Here is a 19,272-nt window from a genome sequence, read left to right on the forward strand (position 1 = left end):
TTACTACATATTGCGGCGGTACTGGCCTCCCACTTCATACAAGGCATGAGAGATCTGACCTAACGACGCCACTTTCACTGTTTCCAGTAACTCTTGAAAGATATTTTCTTTGGCACGAGCCACTTGTTTTAATTTTGTGATCGCAATTTCTGTTTTGGAAGCGTTTGTTTTTTGAAAGGCCTTTAAATTCCCGATTTGTTGTTGTTTTTCTTCATCAGTCGAACGAATCACTTCCGAAGGAATGACAGTAGGTGAACCGTTTCGATTGAGGAAGGTATTCACTCCAATGATCGGATATTCACCAGTATGTTTTAAGGTTTCATAATGTAAGGACTCTTCTTGGATTTTATTCCTTTGGTACATCCGTTCCATGGCCCCAAGTACACCTCCACGTTCCGTCAATCGATTGAATTCGGTGAGGATTGCTTCTTCAACCAAATTGGTTAATTCTTCAATGATAAAAGCACCTTGGAGTGGGTTTTCATTTTTTGCTAAACCTAACTCACGATTGATGATGAGCTGAATTGCAACTGCACGGCGAACTGATTCTTCCGTCGGAGTTGTGATCGCTTCATCATAGGCATTTGTATGTAATGAATTACAGTTGTCATAAATTGCATATAACGCCTGCAATGTGGTTCTAATATCATTAAAATCAATTTCTTGCGAGTGAAGTGATCTACCAGACGTTTGGATATGGTATTTTAACATTTGAGAGCGTTCATTGGCTCGGTATTTGAATTTCATTGCTTTTGCCCAAATACGACGAGCCACACGCCCAATCACAGAATACTCAGGATCAATTCCATTGGAAAAGAAAAAGGATAAATTGGGAGCAAACTCGTTGATATCCATGCCACGGCTAAGGTAGTATTCTACATACGTAAATCCATTGGCCAAAGTAAAAGCAACTTGTGTGATTGGATTGGCACCAGCTTCTGCAATATGATAACCACTGATCGATACAGAATAAAAATTTCTGACTTGGTTTTGGATGAAGTAGTGTTGGATATCTCCCATCATCTTTAACGCAAATTCGGTGGAGAAAATACAAGTATTTTGAGCTTGGTCTTCTTTTAAGATATCTGCTTGTACAGTTCCTCTCACTTGGGAAAGAGCTTCTTTTTTTAATTTTTCATAGGTTTCTTTTGGAAGTACATCGTCTCCTGTCACACCAAGTAACAAAAGACCCAATCCATCGTTGGATTCTGGCAGCGTGCCATCAAACTTTGGTTTAGCGATACCTTTTGCTTCGAAAATCTCTTTGATTTTGGATTGGATCTCTTCGGTTTTCCCTTCAGAACGAATGTACTTTTCACAAGTTTGGTCGATGGCCGCATTCAGAAAAAAAGCAAGTACCATAGGCGCCGGTCCATTGATTGTCATCGAAACAGAAGTGGTAGGATCACATAAATCAAAACCGGAATACAGTTTTTTTGCATCATCTAACGTTGCTACGTTGACACCAGAATTTCCAATTTTTCCATAGATATCGGGTCGGATGTCAGGATCCTCGCCGTATAAAGTCACTGAGTCAAATGCAGTTGACAGACGTTTTGCGGGCATTCCAGAACTGAGATAATGAAACCTTCGATTGGTTCTTTCTGGTCCACCTTCTCCCGCAAACATACGAGTTGGGTCTTCGCCACTTCGTTTGTATGGATACACTCCTGCCGTATACGGAAAAAATCCTGGGAAATTTTCTTGGTATGACCATTCTAAAATATCACCCCAATCGACAAAACGAGGAGTGGCAATTTTCGGAATTTTTAAATGGCTCAAGGAAACGGTATAATTATCGACTTTGATCTCTTTACCACGAACAAAATAAGAATATTGTTCCTTACGAAACGATGCAATGGTATCCGACCAAGTATCCAGGATCTTTTTTGAATCCAGAGATAAAGAATTCCAAACCAATTGGTATTCGGATTCTAAGTCTGTTACCACTTTTCCTTTTTTTGAAAGGAATGAAATGGCACCTTTCAGTTGGTAGGCGGCTCTTGCTCTTTCAGCTTCGTTTTTGATCCATTCTGCATTACGATCAATTTCTTCTTTGATTTCGGTAAGGTAACGAACCCTATCCGGAGGTAGGACAACGGATGCTTCTCTACCTTTTTGATGTTTTTGGTATTTCGATTTCCAATCCAAATTTGTTTTTTGAATCACTACACCAATCAGGTGAGCATACAGTTCATCAGTGCCAGCATCTTGGAATTGGGAGGCAATGGTTCCAAACACAGGCATGGCATCGATCGGATCATTGAATAAATTTCGGGATCGTTGGTATTGTTTTTTCACATCACGTAAGGCATCGAGTGCTCCCCGTTTATCAAATTTATTGATCGAAATTACATCTGCATAATCGATCATATCAATTTTTTCTAATTGAGTGGCAGCACCGTATTCAGGTGTCATCACGTACAACGAAACATCGGCTACTTCCGTGATTTCAGAATCACTTTGTCCAATCCCTGCCGTTTCCACGATGATGAGATCATAACCTGCTGATTTTAAAATTTGAATCGCACCTTTTACACTCCGATTGAGAGCAATATTTGCCTCTCTCGTCGCAAACGAACGCATGTACACCCTCTCATTAAAAATCGAATTCATCCGAATCCGGTCACCAAGCAGTGCTCCACCCGTTTTTCGTTTGGAAGGATCCACAGAAAGGATCGCAATGGTTTGGTTTGGAAAATCATCCAAATACCTACGGACCAGTTCATCGGTTAACGAAGATTTGCCGGCACCACCAGTACCAGTGATCCCAAGAACAGGGATTGTTTTTTTAGGAGTGGGAAAATCAAAATTGATTGTATATTTCGTTTTTTCTTGTAAGAGAGAAAATTCCATCTGAGTGATGGCTTGCCCCAAGGCTAAATAGTTTTTCTTTTGGATATGTGACGACAAATCGCCGTTAAACGAAAGTGGAGTTGGAAAATCGGATTGTTTCACAACATCATTGATCATCCCTTGTAATCCAAGGGTTCTTCCTTCGTCTGGAGAATAAATATGGGCCACACCATAATTGTGTAAAACTTGAATCTCTGAAGGTAAAATTGTCCCTCCCCCGCCACCAAACACTCGTATGTGGCTTGCACCTTCTTGTTTCAAAAGATCAATCATGTATTGGAAGTATTCTACGTGCCCACCTTGGTAACTGGTGATTGCAATCCCTTGTACATCTTCTTGGATGGCACATTGGACAATCTCTTGTACACTTCGATTGTGACCTAAGTGGATCACCTCGACCCCACTTTGTTGTAGGATCCGGCGCATGATATTGATGGAAGCATCGTGTCCGTCAAAAAGAGAAGCCGCCGTCACAAAGCGGATTTTGTTCTGCGGGGTGTAGGTCAAAATTTCGGTGCTCATAGAGAACAACGTTCTAAGAGCACGGGTAGGGATTCAATTGGAAAATGTGACGAGATTGACATAACTTCTCCGATCATGCCATATTTTTAAAAAAAGGTCTAGCTTAAAGGATGGATTCTGCCTGTTTCATCAACTCTCGAACGCGATTTTCTAACATTTCTGTCAGTTCCTTTGCCGCTTTTTTCTCAGGGCCTGTCGGAAACTCGGAAGGTGGGATGGGTTTGCCAATTTGGTAACGGATCTTGGTTTTAAAAGCGTCACCCGTAAGGAAGGCTTTCGGTTTAGACATATTGGTCGCTCCCACAATCCCAGAAGGAATGATCGGGACACCAGCCCGGATGGCAAGTTTTGCTGCCATCGCTCGGAACGATTGCAACTCCCCCGTTTCGGAGCGAGAACCTTCCGGATAGATGGAAAGCAGTTCCCCCTCTTTCATGAGGTCCACCATATAAGTTTCTAATTTTTCATAGTAGTCCATCGCTGCACGTTTGTCCATTTCAGATTCTTTGGCTGCATTGCGGATGATGGGCATACTCCCCCAATTGATTAGGTTTTTTTTCACCACGCTTCCCAGAGAATTTAACAAAACTTCGATGATGGGTTTTGTGAGACTCAAAGGAGGGTAATGGAATGGTGAGTTTTTGTGGTTTAAGATGGCCATGATCTCTTCTTGTGGGTGGAAGAGTTCATATTTTCCCAAATACACAATTTTACGATCGGCAAAAGCACCTTGGACAGGAATGTCCAAATAATCCGTATGATTCGAAATGATGAGCGCCCCACCCGACTCCGGGATATTTTCAGATCCAGCCACTTTGACATCATAAATGAGCTCGAGAAGGTTACGGAGGATGGTTTTTGGCACCTCACGAGGGATTACAAACAAACTTTCGAGAATATCAGCGGGATTTTGGTTCGATTCCATAGAAACATCACATATTTCAAAATAAAACTTTATGAAATCAAGTTCGATTTTCATCTTAGATGGAAATTCCTATGAAAGAACTCTTTTTAGCCGAGACCTCCCTTTGGTTCTCCCAAATCCCTCTCGATTCCCTCCACTTCCTGGACCCATCCCTTGGAGGATTCTTTTTTGTGATTTCTACGATCTGCCATTACCTAGGTGGGAGTAGTTTTTTCCTGGGACTCATTTCTTTTGTGTACATTTATTACCGACCCAAACTGGCATTTGAACTTTCTTTGGGACTATTGACTTCAGGAATTGCCGTCTCTTTATGCAAATTTTACTTTGAAAGTCCAAGACCGTTTCCCTACCCGGAAGCCTTTGATGAAAAAGCATTTGGTTTGCCTTCTGGACATGTTTATTCGGCAGTTGTCGTATGGGGTCTGTTAGCTTATCGAATTCCTAAATTATGGTTCCGTGTACTTTCTATTCTCATCATTCTGTTCATGCCACTTTCCAGAATGTATCTCAAGGTTCATTATTTAGGAGATGTGACGATGGGTTTTGGTTTGGGAGTTTTACACCTCATCATTGTTATGCTATTGTTGAACAAATTTTATGCAAAAAAAGAAGAACCTTTTATTTTCACCAATCAATACCGAACTTTGGGATTACTCGGAATTGTAGTGACACTCCTTCCAATCACTTTAGATTCCCCATTTCTTTCAGAAGAACACCACCATAGTTTGTCGGGTGTTTTAATGGCAAGTGGCGCATTAGGTGGGTTTTGGCTTGGAATTTTATTTTATCCAAGACTCAGTGGTAAGGAATTCTTTCAATGGAGAATGCCGGAAATGAATTTCCAATTTGGTTCCGAATCCTTTTGGACATTTTGGAAAACCTTTTTTGTCAGACTTGTGGTACTTGGAATTGTGATTTTTATGTTTTATGTTCTGCCAGGAATCTTCATTAAAAAATCCATTTGGAAAGACGATTTGTTTTTGCGTTATATTCGTTATTTAGTAGTAGGATTTGCCTTAGTTTGTATCGTTCCACTAGTTTTACAAAAGATACAAAAAGGAAAGTTTTTGCAAAACTAGTTCATGCAAAAAATCAAAAAAATCTTTCAAATATTAAAGGCAGAACTCAAAAAAGAAGGAGTATTAAAAAACTCTTTCTTTGTCAGTAGCTCTAAAGCGATTTCTGCTGTTACAAACCTTGTATTTATGATTTATTCCGTCAATTTGCTGAGCAAAGTTGAAAACGGAAAACTCCAATACTTCCTTGGATTCCTACCAGTTGTCCTTGCTGTTGCCGAATTTGGATTGCCCAATGCACTTATAAAATACATCTCTCCAATGGCAGAGAAAAAAGAAAATCCAGGTGCCATCTTAAACGCTTCTCTCCGAATTAAATTTTACTCTTTTTTATTTTTATCTTTTGTTACATTGATCGCTTATATCACAAGTGATGAAAACTATTTAGTCTTATTACTTTTGTTATTTGGTGGAATCATCATTTCTTTTATCTCGTATTTTGAAAGTTTATTCGTATCATACAGAAAGTATAAATCATTATCTCTTTGGAATCCTCTTCCCAATGTAGTTCGTTTATTACTTCTCATTTATTTTTCAGAAACAAATTCACATCCATTGACTTACATGGATATTTTAGCAATTTTTTGTATTGCTCCCATTTTTGTTTTATTCTTATTTTTTTTATTCTTCGGGAAAGAGGAAATTTCATTTTCAGCCGAAGCAAAAGAAATCCATCTCAATGAAAAGAAACTTCTCCTTTTTAATTTGTGGGCATTTGCTGCCTCCATTTTTGCCATTTTATCGGATCGGATGGAAATTTTCTTTTTAAACCAATTCCATCCACCAGAAATTGTAGCAGATTATGGAACCGCCTTGCAACTGTTTAGCGGATTTATCATTATCCTCGCCACATTCAATTCAATCATTTATCCAAAATTAGCAAGGCTTGCGGAAACGGAAGAATTCCCAACAGTTCTTAAAAAATCTGTTTTTTTAGGTGGGATGATCGCTCTTTGTTTGGCACCAGGCATTTTACTTGCTGAACCCATCTTGACTTTGTTATTCGGAACAAAATATACCAATTCGATTTCAGTTTTTAAAATTCTTTATCCAAATTTTCTTTTACAATTGGTATTTGCTCCATTAGGTACAGCTTTGTTTGCTTTGGGATTACCAAGATTACTAGCGGGACTTGCTTTACTCAGACTCGTATTTGGAGCTCTTTTTGATTATTGGATCATTCCAGATTTTGGGGCAAACGGCGCCGCAGTTTCTTTGTTTTTAGGTCAAATCGTATCTTGGTTACTATTGACCGGATACTTTATGGCTTACTTTCGGAAATAACATATTCATAAATCTTTTGGTAATTTATTATCAGTTTTTCCCACTCATTTGGACTTAGATTTGTCCCATATAACTTTTGATAGGCTTCCTTGGCAGTTTTTCCTTCAGCCAAATATTCTTTTAATTTTAATAAAACCAACTTAAATTGTATGGAATCAATTTGAATGTCATAATCTCGATTGATTTTCACACCAAAAGATAATTCAAATTCTCTCACGAAAATTTCGGATAAAGCAAGAATTCCGTAACCCTTTGCCTGAGTCGGTTGTAAATCCGTTCTTGTTTTAGCCCAAGCTAATAAAAATAAAGAAGGGATCGGCGGATACTCACCTAACATCGTTCCATCTGGCAATTGTAATTTTTGAGAAAATCTAACGATCGCTCGTGCGAGTTCTTTTTTGCGTCTATGACTTAAATTGGAAGTTTGATTCTGATTTAAATAAGAAACGATGACTGTTTCTTCCTTACTGTGGTCAGTTTTTTCAAAAAATCGACTAAGATCATAGGAAAATCGAGTGTCAGCTTCTCGAAAAGAAAATACAACAAGGAGTAATGGGAAAATGAGAAGAAATCCATGTCGATATTTCAGGAGTATTTTCTTCATCTTTTATAGTATCGGAAAAGTTTGTATCTTGATTCTTTCTTTTTTTCTAAACTTCAATGTACAATTCGATTCCAAGTTTTGAAAAAACGTACCTCATTGCCCTTTTCATTATAAACAATAGAATCAATATTCATCTTGGCTAAAAAAATCCCACGTCCACTGACCAAATTGGCACTTGGATTTTCGATTGGATTGGGAATACTACTGACAGCAAATCCATTCCCTTCATCTCGAATCACAACTGTCACTCCGACATCGTCCATTAGTAACTCTACAAAAACAGAAGAATTGGTGTCCGCACACCTTTCGTCCACAAACTTAAAATAATCTAAATTAGATTCTAAACATTCTTGTTTTTCCGCATAACTCACTCCAGCGACACCATGTTCAATAGCATTCGCCAAAAGTTCATACAATACAATTTTGATCGAAATCAAATCTTCAGTCGAAGCATGCGGTGAATTTAAAATTTGTTTGGTTAAAAAAGCAATATAAGAAGTTAATTTTTTGATTTGAGGTTTTAATTTAATTTTACAATCACCACTAAATTGTGTGATCTCTCCACTATTATAAAGTAAAGTGAGGTCAATATCAGCATTTTCAAATTTTTTGATTCGCGATCGGAGAGCTTCCATCCGAAAGGGTTTTAGGAAAAAGTCCACGGCCCCCATTCGAAATACATCAATAGCAATTTGAATATCACTATCACCAGTGATGACGAGAAATGGTGTTTGATTTCCATCTGCTCTTAATTTTTGGATGAATTGGATTCCATTTAATTTTGGTAAGCTGATATCTGAAATGATAAGATCAAAAGTATTTTGATTAGAAATAGCAAGTGCCTCCATCCCATCGGAGGCAAGTGTGACATTAAATTCGTCTTTGAAGTATTCCCAAAACAATTCTCGGATTGTTTCTTCGTCGTCTACAAAAAGGATTTTCATAAAAAATGGCTTAGGAAAATAGAATGCCTAAACTATAACAATTGTAAATCTATTTTTGAAAATTAGTCTTCCAGGTTGTAAGAACGACCTAATTTATATGTTGTTTGCAGTTCTTGTTGGAGATCTAAAATCTCTTTTTTTGTGAAAAAAGCGATTTTACCTCCTGACAATTCAAACGCATAGTAAGTGGTCTCTTCGGACTGTAGGAGGTTTTTCAATTGGCCTAAGGAACTAATGCGAGTTCCATTTACCTTTTCCAAAACCAAATCTTGGAAGTCCTGGTATCCTAGGTTTCCTTCTAGGGGAAAAACACGGCTGAGAATGACAATTTTTTCACGAACTGGATGGACTTTCTTTTGGTAATAATCGGAAAGATAAACCAGTTTTTTTTCAGACTTCACCCGGTATTCTGAACCAAATTCTTTTAAATACGCACTGGAAAGTTCCGTAAAGAAAAACCCACCAACAATTAGATACAATGGCCTACGATTTTTGGCTTCTTCTGGAATCAAAAAATGATTCGAATCATAAGATCGTAAATCATATGATACATTTGTATTTTGAAAATTACGATGCAGACTCAGTTTGACTGTTTCACCTAATTCTCGCAAACGCCCATCGGACTTTCGTAAAACCAAGTCAAAAATTTTATCAGCCCGATCCCATTCATCTACTTTAGAAAGTGGAATGGAATTGATCGTTGTAACCAAATCACCAGGGAATAAATTATAAGCTGGACCAACTCCTGGAATCACTTCAGTCACAAGAAGAGGATTTGGAAAAGACTTTGAATAAAATTCCTTTTCAGAGGGAGTTAAGTTGACATCAAATAAAAAACCAGGATGAGGAAAGGATTTACCACCAGATCTTAAAAACAATTCTACATATTCTGTAGGGATTAAAAAATCAGAAATAGTAATTCCGCATAACAGTTGATTCTTGAAGAAAAAATCGGCTCCTTCAGGCTTTTTTTGTTCTAAGATATATGCCTTGATTGGAGTTTTTGAAAAGGGTAAATAAACGTATCTCGTTTTGCCAGATGGACATTGTTGGTTGGTGAGTTTTACATCTAATCCAACTGGTTTTGGAAGTTTTTGCATTCCAGATGCTTCAAGGAGCAAAAATCCCGTTTCTTCATCATAAGCTTTGATACTTAATTTTGGTACCGAATAATCAAAAGATTCAAATTCAGCATACACAGGATTTTGTTTTGATAGAGTGACACCAAAAAAAAGCCCTTTTCCTAAATGGATGATGTTTATTTTACGAGAGAATGGTTCTCCTACGAGCCATGGATTTTGGTGGCTCGTTTTTTGAAAGGTGACTCGAGACTCAATGACTCGTTTGTCTTCGAATTCTTCTGCAATAAGATTTGATGCAGTAAAAACGAATAAAAAAAGTAATACAAACGACTTATAGTTCTTCATAATTAGCACCATATCTTTTTTTGACTCTTTGGTTCATTTGGTAAATGGATTCGGGGCGCAGTACAATCGGTAAGTCCATTCCACGAAATTTTAGGACGATCATTCCACGTTTATTCTCTTTCCAAATCGACTTAAATTCATTCAAATCTTTTGGCACTTTCCCATTGATAGATTCTACTACTTTGTATTTGTATTTTTTATATTTGGAAGTTTCAGGATCGCTAAATGCATAACTAAGAACAATGTCTCTAGTGGTATACCGATAAAGTAGATCTTGAATGAAATAACTATAGTGGTATTGTAACGAACTATCTAAATCACCATCCTCTGAATGGAAAAAAGATCTGGTGATTGGTTGGAACACAAACCCTGCTTGTAAAAAATAGTCTTCGGTTGCATCGCGATATAATTCTAGAGCGTAATTTTTTTGTAAGTTTACTTCGGCCTGGTTTTGTTTACCGGCTCGATAAAAACTAATCGTTACTTTTGAATTCAATTGTTTGTCTTCAATCCAATCGATAATGAATTCTTTTTTATTGGACAATTTTAACTCCCCATCGTTGGAGATAGGGATTCCGTCAAATGCTGTTACAAAATCTTTTTCCTTCAGCACTTTCGAGAATGTGGAAGAAGGATAAATACGATTCACAAAAATTCCAGTTTCCGAAGCCGGAACTTTCATTGCTTGTTTTAAACTTTTTGGATTTCCGTTCTGAAAGGTGAATCCTATGTTTGGGAAGCCATCATACTTTCCATCATTTATATCTTCCAAAAAATGACGAATGATATCATTCGAAATGAGATAAGCAATTCCCTGTTCCAAAGTGCTGATTTGAAACACAAGACCTACCACTTTTCCATTTTGAACAGCTGGCCCACCTGAATTCCCAGGTTGGATGTTGGCAGATATTTTTAATACATTACGATAATCTAACCCGGAATAGGTGTATCGATTTTTTTCGAAGCGAAGGATGGATCCTTTTTCTACTGATAAACTATCATTTCCGTTCGGAAAACCAAGTAATAGTACATCAGAACCTAAGTTTGGAATTCCTTCTAATAAGGTTAATGAAGTAGTTTGTTCTGCAAAATCAGGATCATTCACTTGTAATAATGCTAAATCACAATCATATCCTATGAATTTAACATCAGCTAAGTATTCCTTTTTTGTAAAACTACTTCTTACCAAAATCCGTTTTGCATCTCGAACGACATGTGCATTGGTCAAAATCGTTTGGTTTGGCAAAACGAGTCCTGATCCAAATCCAGTGTAGAGATTTTTTTTCATCCAAGGTTGGGTTTTATTTTCTGTGTTAAAACCTTCATTCCGGATGAGAACCACTGAGCGAAAAATAGAATCCACAGCTGGCTCTGATTCCGTTTGTGAAAAAGCGGAATGACTCCAAATTAGGATGGTAAAACAAACGATTATAATCTTATTCATAATACAAAATGACTTTCTCCCAAATGATTTGAGTTTCTGAAATTTTTTTAAGGAGAGCTTTTCCTAAAACTCGTTCCCCAACTTTGGGGTCTCTCCAAATGGTATTGGAAACCATCAATTCACCACTAGCCGAAGCTGGAACTCGTATCAAACGATATACAGAATCTTTTACACAAGTTATGCGAAAAACATAAGAAACCGTTTGGTCCCAATAAAAACTTTGGTCTTTTTCCAAATACTCCAATGGACAAGAGGTATCAAAAAAAACTTCTAAATCGGAAGGGACTTCTTTCCTTCGTTTTGGATTCTGTGCAATCGACTGGAAATAAAATAAATTGGGATTCTGAATGGGTTTGTAACTCGTTGGTCGAACATATTTCTCATCACCCGATCGTTTTTGTTTTTTTTGAGGGTAATCTAATTCCGTATCATCCAAATTATTTTTGGGTTCGTATCCCGTGTGTGTATTTGAAAAATGAAGTCCTGTTTCTATTTCTAAAAATTGTTTTTTCCCAATCCGTTGAACAGCCTTTAAGCGAAATTCACCTTGTCCGATTTTATTTTTTTTCTGTGATAAAAATTCAATGAAACTTGGTTCCTCACTTTCTTGGCAACTGAGACGGTAATAGGTAACCGAAGAAAGTTTTGAGGCAAGTTCTAGTCTGCAATTGCCATCTTCCAATGGATAAAGAGATTTTTTTCGAATTTTTCGTTGGAGTTCTGACGGCAATTTCCCTTCTTTCCATTTGCCGATCTCTTCTTTTAAGGAAAGTAATGACTGATCCAATGGAATTTTGTCAGCAAATAGATGGGCCAACGAAAATATATATAAAATCACACCTAAGTTTATTGAAACATGCCAATTCATGGATTACCGACTATCTTAAGTATCGGATTCTGCACCCCTTAGAATCAACTCTTGAACAATTGATTTCTTATCTCATTATGTCCCAGACCTGAGAGGATTTTTTTTTTTGGTTTTCAGACTTTCAAAAATTCGAGGGGGGGAAAAGTAATGTAAGAAATAGGAGAATACTTTTTTGAACTGGAACTTTCTTAAAACCGAAATAGAACCTGGTGACTTCCTCATCGATTGTCGTTCCCAATCAGCATATGAAGAAGAAACGTTAGAAGGTGCTTACTACTATCCATTTATCAAAAAAGCATTCGGCTCGGACGCAGAATCCCAAAAGAAATTATATGGCCCGATGGCCGCCGTGGTCCAAGAGTTTCAAAAATCAAAAAAGGCTCGGATCATCGTTTTTGACGAAGGAATGGGGATGTTTTCCACTCGGATGGTCTACTTACTCCGAGGAATGGGAATCAAAGAGGCTTATGTTCTCGGGCAAAAATGGCCTGCAACGGGCAAAAAAGCAAAAGGGGAGTTAAAGATCGAACCTCCTATTGCAGACAAGGCGAAACCCATTGAAGGTGTTGTCGACAAAGCCTTTATGGAACGTAATCTTACCAAACTCCAAATCTTCGATGCAAGGACAATGGACGAATATGAAGGTCGTTTGCCACGACTCACAGCCCCAGAAGAAGGGACACTCTGTGGTCGATTGCCTGGTGCTTTCCTTTGGGATTGGAGGAATTTATACGACGGTGAAGCCAATCTCATTGAACGTTCCTTGTTCAAAAAACGCCTGAATGGTTTTCCCTTCATGCCAGAAAGACCCACTGTCATTTATGATTATAATGGTGCCAGATCTTGTTTACTTGCACTGATGTTACGAGAAGCAGGATACATAGATGTGACAACCTACCAAGGTTCCTGGTTTGAATGGAGAAAGTCTAACCTTCCCAAACAAGCTGTTGCAGTATTCGGTGCCAAACAAGGGGCAGCTGCCGCAGCTCCAAGAGTCGGCGGGGTCGATCGCAAGAAAGTCTAAAAAAAGATTTACGAATCCTTTGACCATCGGTTCACTAAGCTCTCGCTCTTGGAGGATCCGATGGTTTTTCGTTTTTTATCCCTTTGTTCACTATTTTTTTTCTTAGAATGTGCTTCGCATGTTCTCACTCCGATTCCCATCACGGAAGAAACCTACCAAGTCTCCAAACAAATCCAATGGATCCAAACACCAAACAAACTCATTCTCAAAAACACATCCTTTGACCGAAACTTCATTGAACTTTCATTAAACGAACCATTCCTCACAGTCTCAGAAGTAAATACAATTTCCAAATACAGAATGGCTTCCTTTAAGTTCGAAGAATCGACCAAACGGACTTGTTCCGAACAAACAGTAGATTCCATCAAAAAAGAAACGGGCAAAATCACAATCCAAGGGAAACTTTCCGGAAAAAATTGTGTGACCAATTACCAAGTATTGTTTCTCACAAAATCAGATACGGAACTTGAATTTAAAATTACTGTCTCAGATGAAACACTGAATCGCATCCATCTCGTTTATGCATCTCATCCGGAAGAAAAAATTTTTGGCCTCGGGGAACAATTCACTTACGATGAATTCAAAGGGAAAAAACCATTTTTTTTCACAGAAGAACAAGGGATCGGTCGGGGTGACCAACCCATCACAGCAGGCGCCAATTTACTTGCAGGCGCTGGTGGAAACGCGTATACAACGTATGCTCCTATCCCCCACTACATCAGTTCTGAAAATCGATCCGTATTTTTTGAAAACAGTGGTTATGCGAAGTTTGATTTCAGTGATGCACGAAAAACAAAAGTAGAATTTTGGGATTTCCAATCAGAAAAATCGGTCACAGGTACCATTTGGTTAGCAAGTTCAGCCAAATCTCTGATTGAAACTTATACAAAAAAAACAGGTCGTTTTCCAAAATTACCTGACTGGGCTTATGGAACTTGGCTAGGAATCCAAGGGGGAACTGAAAAAGTAACAACCATCGTCAAACAAGCGAAAGCTGCCGGTAACCCAGTCACCGCTCTTTGGATCCAAGATTGGTGTGGTAGACGTGTCACAAATTTCGGGGACCAACTCAAATGGCGTTGGTATGCAGACGAAACCCTTTACCCGGATTTTAAAAAATTCGTGAAATCAATGAATGATGAGAATGTACAGGTGTTAGGTTATATCAATTCCTTTTTAGCCGATACCGATCCTAAAAAACCAGGTGATGATTTTACAAACCCACTCCTCACAGAAGCAAAATCCAAAGGATACCTTGTCAAAAATGAAAAGGGAGAAGATTATCTCATCCAAACTGTCGGTTTTCCTGCTTACCTCATCGACCTCACAAACCCTGCCGCAGTCAAATGGACAAAGGATCTCATCAAAAAGAATTTAATCGGAATGGGTTTATCCGGTTGGATGGCTGACTTTGGAGAATGGTTGCCCTATGATGCCAAACTCCATTCCGGAGTGGATGCAAAGATTTACCACAATCGTTACCCAGTCGACTGGGCACGGATCAACCGGGAAGCCATCAAAGAGTCAGGAATGGAAGGAAAAATTGTTTTTTTCACAAGAGCGGGATACAGTTATTCCAATGCTCATTCCACATTGTTTTGGGAAGGAGACCAAATGGTCAGTTTTGGAACGAATGATGGACTACCTTCCTCTATCGTTGGACTCACAACATCGGGTATCAGTGGTTATGCGTTAAATCATAGCGACATTGGTGGATACACTACCATTTCCAATCCCTTAAAAAACTACCATAGAACAAAGGAAGTATTACTCCGTTGGGCAGAAGTCTCTGCCTTCACACCAGTGTTTCGAACACACGAGGGAAATCGTCCTCTTAAAAACTGGCAAGTGTATACCTACACAAAACCTGATGGTACAAAATCTCTTGGTGACGAAGATACCGTGCAACTCTTTGCCAAAATCGCAAGGATCCATTTTGCCTTAAAACCATATATCCAAAGTTTGGTGGAGGAAGCTTCTAAAACAGGACTCCCCGTTGTAAGGCACAATGCCATAGTGGAACCAGAAGACAAAATTTTACTCCAATACAAATACCAATTCTTTCTCGGAGATGACCTACTCGTCGCACCCGTTGTAGAATCCAACGAAATTGTTCAGGAAGTGTATCTCCCACGTGGGAAGTGGTCTCATATTTGGACAGGAACCAATTTCGAAGGGAATCGGAAAATCCAAGTTTCCGCTCCCATAGGCAAACCACCAGCCTTCATCCGAGTGGGTGGAAAGTCTGAAATGTTGATTCGGTCATCTCTCGAAAGCATTCGGAACAAACAGTAAGGAAACACCAAATGAAATTTGCATTGATAGGTGATATCCATGGGTATTGGAACAAAGAGGACATCGAATATTTTAACGAGTCCGATTACGATTTTTTATTCTTCACTGGGGACTTACGCGGCAACCCAAAACTTGGAAAGGTATCTTTCCAGGGACTCACCAAACGAGCGTATATGATCCCTGGCAATTGGGATGGGACAAGTCTTTCTTCTGTCATAGGCGAGGTTTTGCAGTCAAAGGTTCTCATCCATACTGGTCATTGGGGACAGGACAGAAGATTACGAAAACTTTCCAACAGAGTGAAACCCATCACAATCCTCGGTTACAGTTCCGTTATTTTGTCTCAAGAAATGGATGTATCCCTTATCGTTGGTCGACCTCATGCCATGGGTGGAGGGCTCAGCTTTTCACCTCACATGAAAAAGACCTTCCTTGTCACGAACATGGAAACCTCTATTGAAAAGTACAAACGACTGATCGATGGAACCAAAGAAAAAAACCTCATCTTTCTTTCGCATAACGGGCCTTTTGGGCTAGGTAGCGCAAAAAATTCCCTATATGGTGCGGAATTTAAAAAAGAAGGTGGGGATTGGGGGGACATTGATTTAACAGAAGCCATTCAATATGCCAAGTCCATTGGAAAAAAAGTGCCACTTGTTTTATCAGGCCATATGCACCATTCGATCAGCAAAAAGAAAGAACGTGAAACCCACGAATACACTGGGGGAACGTTTTATGTGAATGGGGCCAAAGTTCCAAGGATTAGAGAAGGAAAACACTTCCACACAAAGATAGAATGGGCAGGAGGGTCTGCGACCGTCATCCCCATGTGGGTTTAATTGATTAACACAGTTTCAATTTCTATCTTACCAGAAAGGATTTTATGAACGGGGCAAGCATTGGCAACTGAATGTAATCTTTCCCTTTCTTCTGGTTTTAAATTCCCTTTTAGCTCCACTTCCCGTATAAATTTATGATCTTCTGGTGATCGTTTATCGATTGTTACTTGAACAGTAACCGAATCCAAGGCATACCCTTTTCTGTCTGCATACATCCGAATGGTAATCGAAGTACAAGCACCTAAGGAAGACGCAAGTAATTCTGTTGGCATAGGACCCAAATCGGTTCCTTCTTTATCGGCTGGTTCATCGGCAATCCATTGGTGTTTGCCTTTTCTGATTTTGGTTTCGTATTTCGATTTCTCTGTGGTGACGATGACTTTGTCTTCAAATACTGCTGTCATTTGAATTCTCCATTTCGGATTTTTTCTGCTACTTGTATGGCCCGGTCTCGATTTTGTAACATGGCTTCTTCGACTTTCAATCTCATTTTTTCGAATTCTACTTCGTTTAATTCCCTTGGAACCAAGATAGGTTCTCCGTAAGAGACTACAAACGTGGTAAAAGGTTTGGGAACTCTATGTTTGTCCCATGCTCTTTCTAAAATCCATTGTTTACTACATTCATAATGAAACGGAACGATGGGAACTTGTGTGACTTGGGCTGCAGCGATGATCCCTGGTTGGACTATGAAAGCAGGTCCTCTTGGACCATCAGGTGTGAAAGCAGCGGGCAGTCCTTTTTTCAAATGTTGGATGACTGACTTTAGGGCTTTGGACCCACCTTTAGAGCTACTGCCACGAACACTTGTATTTCCAAATCGATGGACAACTTCGTTGATATAATCTCCGTCCTTTGATTCAGAAATTAAAACCGCGACATTTTTGTTTCGATGTAAGTAGGGAGAATACAAAACATTCGTATGCCAGATCGAATAAATATATGGTTTTTTATTTTTAAATAATTCTTCGTATTGTTCGTTTTTGAGGATGTGGAAACGTGATGTGAGTCCAATCAATCGCTGGAACCAAACAACGATTAAAGGTAATAGCCATACAAGTATTTTTCGTTTCAAAAGATGAATTTACTCCCTGGAGTTTGTCTCCAGAGAATTCTGAGAGGAAAGAAAGATCAAGTTAAGTTTTTTTCTTAAACAGGTCTCCTAACTTGCCTAAATCTTCCGGTTTAATATTCGTACCAGCTGCTTTTTTGTTCTCTTCTTGGATTTCTTTGTATACTTCTGCACGATGGACAGAAACATTTTTAGGAGCTTTGACACCAATCTTTACTTGATCCCCTTTGATATCAACGATGACAATTTCAATATCATCGCCAATCATAATGGATTGGTTACTTCTCCTCGCTAAAACTAACACGAGCTATACCTTTTCGGAAGACATTTCTTCCATTGACTCAATGATGTTTTTTCGAATTGAGTGGTTTTCATCTCGGGAAATACATTGTTTGCCTTTTCCCTCTTTTCCATTGAGAATGATGGGCCCTTGTAAATTGGCGGTCATTCCTTTGGGATTGTCATGAGGAATTGTAACGATCAAAAAAATAATTCCGTCTTTCCAACTTGTTAAACCAATATCATGTAATTCTTCATCACTGATTGCTGGTTTATACTGATTCATAAATAGTTCGGGTTGGATCACAATGAAGGCAAGACCCGATTCTTTAGTTGATTGTAACCACTTAAATGGACTTTCTGCACTTTCTTCAATCAGTGCATATTCATCAAATTCTTCAAATCCTAGTAACCCTTGCGGGAATTTTAGAATTTGTTTTGAATCCACTTGGATGGTTCCGAAAGGTTTTGTATGAATCGTTACCGACATTCTAGTTCCTGTTGTTTCTAATCTTTCTAATGTGCCTGTCATTCTGTCCTAATTACCTGAGAAAATCCATCAATGTTGGTTTGATGATTTTGGATCCAACATTAAGCGCATAACTATGAATCGTTTCTAACCACTTCATATTCATGATGGTTTCTGGAAAATCGATCCCTTCATTTTTTGCAAGTAACTCTGTCATATACATTTTATCGTAGGAAACTCTTTCTTCATGTTGTTCCAACCGATTCATTCGTGCACCAATGGTGGCACGATGGCGTAAAATGTTTTCCAATGCTAAATCCAAATCTCCTAAATCACGACCACCAATTCTTTCTTGGTCTTTTTGAATGAGGTCATTTCGAAGTTGGATAAGAACATCAAAAACTGAAAGTCCAGTGACTGTTGCAGATTTGGAAAAATTGTTAGGTGGTTCACTGGCACTCGGTTCAATGAGTCCGATGTCACGTAACACAGTTCCACCATCCACATCTTCTAACCAAATTTGGTGTGGTGCTGTGGATGAGATCGAAATATTATCTTGGGCCAGTTTACTTGCTTTCACTTCTAATGGAGCATTGTTGATTTTATCAATCACATCATCAATGGTATCTCCGACAGAGATATGGATTTCCACTCCATCAATTTTGAACTTTTGGTCGGAAGTGGCTTGGAAAGCAGAGTTATCCACTTTGGAAGTCACACTCACGTTTGTTCCCCAAAATACTTTGTTTCCAGGAATGGTGATGGGGATGTATTCCCCTTTTTCAATCTCACGGAGTTGTTCCCCGATATCCCCGCGGTATTCTACACCGACGTATTGGTTTTTGAGTTCTAAACCTTGGAGTCCTTTGATTTTTGATTCGATCGGCTCAAAAGGAGGCCTTTCGATCACATGACCACCAAACAATGGTTGTCCTGTCGCATCACGGGCGTTTGCAAGGTCGACGATGGCTCTTAAATGTTGGTCGATCTCTTTTCCGATGGCAACTTCAAGTTCAAAACCTTTATCCCCTTGGTAGATACCATTTCCCGCCTGTACGGTTAACACACGGACTCGTTGGAAAATTTCGCCCATTTTATCGAGAACACCATCTACCTGTTGTAATCTTTGGTAGCCATCCCCAATGTTTTCTTCGTATTGGGAAAGTTCGTTCAGGCGGGAACGAAAGTACATTTGGTTTGTGGCCGCACCAGGATCATCCGATGGTTTTCGGATTTTTAATCCTGTCCCCAGCTGTGTTTGGGTTTCATCCATCGCCACTTGGTGACGGTTTAGGTTCCGCACCAAGGAATTGTTTTGCATCATGTTAGTGATTCTGATCATGA

At 38.9% G+C, this 19,272-nt stretch carries 17 protein-coding genes; 5 read left to right on the forward strand and 12 right to left on the reverse strand.

Features of this window, described 5'->3' with window-relative positions:
* Positions 1-3: 3 nt before the first annotated feature.
* Both LEPBI_RS15650 and LEPBI_RS15655 read right to left on the reverse strand, forming a co-directional pair.
* Positions 4-3,378 carry a methylmalonyl-CoA mutase family protein gene (locus tag LEPBI_RS15650; protein WP_012476434.1) on the reverse strand — a complete coding sequence of 1,125 codons (3,375 nt, stop codon included), beginning with the start codon at positions 3,376-3,378 and terminating at the stop codon, positions 4-6.
* A gap of 103 nt (positions 3,379-3,481) precedes the next feature.
* Complete coding sequence (locus tag LEPBI_RS15655; RefSeq protein ID WP_012476435.1) at positions 3,482-4,303, reverse strand: lysophospholipid acyltransferase family protein; 822 nt, start codon at positions 4,301-4,303, stop codon at positions 3,482-3,484.
* Positions 4,304-4,374: 71 nt separating this feature from the next.
* Between LEPBI_RS15655 and LEPBI_RS15660 the strand changes: the two genes are divergently transcribed.
* A complete protein-coding gene (locus tag LEPBI_RS15660; RefSeq protein WP_012390119.1) occupies positions 4,375-5,382 on the forward strand; it encodes a phosphatase PAP2 family protein in 1,008 nt (335 codons plus the stop codon).
* 3 nt (positions 5,383-5,385) lie between these two features.
* On the forward strand, positions 5,386-6,663 hold the full coding sequence (locus LEPBI_RS15665) for an oligosaccharide flippase family protein (protein ID WP_012390120.1): 1,278 nt from the start codon (positions 5,386-5,388) through the stop codon (positions 6,661-6,663).
* Here the strand turns inward: LEPBI_RS15665 and LEPBI_RS15670 are convergent.
* From LEPBI_RS15670 to LEPBI_RS15690, 5 genes are all read right to left on the reverse strand, one after another.
* Complete coding sequence (locus LEPBI_RS15670) at positions 6,641-7,267, reverse strand: hypothetical protein (protein ID WP_012390121.1); 627 nt, start codon at positions 7,265-7,267, stop codon at positions 6,641-6,643. The two genes, LEPBI_RS15665 and LEPBI_RS15670, sit on opposite strands and share 23 nt — an antisense overlap.
* A 53-nt stretch (positions 7,268-7,320) precedes the next feature.
* Positions 7,321-8,211, reverse strand: a complete 891-nt coding sequence (locus tag LEPBI_RS15675) for an ATP-binding protein (RefSeq protein ID WP_012390122.1) — start codon at positions 8,209-8,211, stop codon at positions 7,321-7,323.
* Positions 8,212-8,273: 62 nt separating this feature from the next.
* Entirely contained in the window at positions 8,274-9,638 is a 1,365-nt protein-coding gene (locus tag LEPBI_RS15680; protein ID WP_012390123.1) for a PDZ domain-containing protein, read from the reverse strand.
* The gene (locus tag LEPBI_RS15685; protein WP_012390124.1) at positions 9,625-11,082 is read right to left on the reverse strand and encodes a S1C family serine protease; all 1,458 of its coding nucleotides are present in this window, start codon (positions 11,080-11,082) and stop codon (positions 9,625-9,627) included. The genes LEPBI_RS15680 and LEPBI_RS15685 overlap by 14 nt, the downstream gene beginning before the upstream one ends.
* Entirely contained in the window at positions 11,075-11,950 is an 876-nt protein-coding gene (locus LEPBI_RS15690; RefSeq protein ID WP_012390125.1) for an LIC11113 family protein, read from the reverse strand. The genes LEPBI_RS15685 and LEPBI_RS15690 overlap by 8 nt, the downstream gene beginning before the upstream one ends.
* 172 nt (positions 11,951-12,122) lie before the next feature.
* Here LEPBI_RS15690 and LEPBI_RS15695 point away from each other — a divergent pair, with 172 nt between their 5' ends.
* Genes LEPBI_RS15695 through LEPBI_RS15705 form a run of 3 tightly spaced genes read left to right on the forward strand, consistent with a single transcriptional unit; the run spans position 12,123 to position 16,108 of the window.
* Positions 12,123-12,974, forward strand: a complete 852-nt coding sequence (locus LEPBI_RS15695; RefSeq protein ID WP_012390126.1) for a sulfurtransferase — start codon at positions 12,123-12,125, stop codon at positions 12,972-12,974.
* Positions 12,975-13,034: 60 nt separating this feature from the next.
* Positions 13,035-15,269, forward strand: a complete 2,235-nt coding sequence (locus LEPBI_RS15700) for an alpha-glucosidase (RefSeq protein WP_012390127.1) — start codon at positions 13,035-13,037, stop codon at positions 15,267-15,269.
* 11 nt (positions 15,270-15,280) lie between these two features.
* Positions 15,281-16,108: a metallophosphoesterase gene (locus LEPBI_RS15705; protein WP_012390128.1), complete on the forward strand. Its 828-nt coding sequence runs from the start codon at positions 15,281-15,283 to the stop codon at positions 16,106-16,108.
* Here LEPBI_RS15705 and LEPBI_RS15710 read toward each other — a convergent pair.
* The 5 genes from LEPBI_RS15710 to LEPBI_RS15730 all read right to left on the reverse strand — a co-directional run bounded on the left by LEPBI_RS15710 (position 16,105) and on the right by LEPBI_RS15730 (position 19,267).
* Positions 16,105-16,512, reverse strand: a complete 408-nt coding sequence (locus LEPBI_RS15710) for an OsmC family protein (protein ID WP_012390129.1) — start codon at positions 16,510-16,512, stop codon at positions 16,105-16,107. The genes LEPBI_RS15705 and LEPBI_RS15710 overlap by 4 nt on opposite strands.
* Positions 16,509-17,183, reverse strand: coding sequence for a lysophospholipid acyltransferase family protein (locus LEPBI_RS15715; RefSeq protein WP_012390130.1), 675 nt, complete (start codon positions 17,181-17,183; stop codon positions 16,509-16,511). Before LEPBI_RS15715 ends, LEPBI_RS15710 begins: the two co-directional genes overlap by 4 nt.
* Before the next feature lie 61 nt (positions 17,184-17,244).
* A complete protein-coding gene (gene csrA, locus LEPBI_RS15720) occupies positions 17,245-17,484 on the reverse strand; it encodes a carbon storage regulator CsrA (protein ID WP_012390131.1) in 240 nt (79 codons plus the stop codon).
* Positions 17,485-17,487: 3 nt separating this feature from the next.
* Entirely contained in the window at positions 17,488-17,949 is a 462-nt protein-coding gene (fliW, locus tag LEPBI_RS15725) for a flagellar assembly protein FliW (RefSeq protein WP_012476436.1), read from the reverse strand.
* 52 nt (positions 17,950-18,001) lie between these two features.
* Positions 18,002-19,267, reverse strand: coding sequence for a flagellar hook-associated protein 3 (locus LEPBI_RS15730; protein WP_226992948.1), 1,266 nt, complete (start codon positions 19,265-19,267; stop codon positions 18,002-18,004).
* Positions 19,268-19,272: the final 5 nt, after the last annotated feature.

Source organism: Leptospira biflexa serovar Patoc strain 'Patoc 1 (Paris)' (assembly GCF_000017685.1).
GTDB classification, from domain to species: Bacteria; Spirochaetota; Leptospiria; order Leptospirales; family Leptospiraceae; genus Leptospira_A; species Leptospira_A biflexa.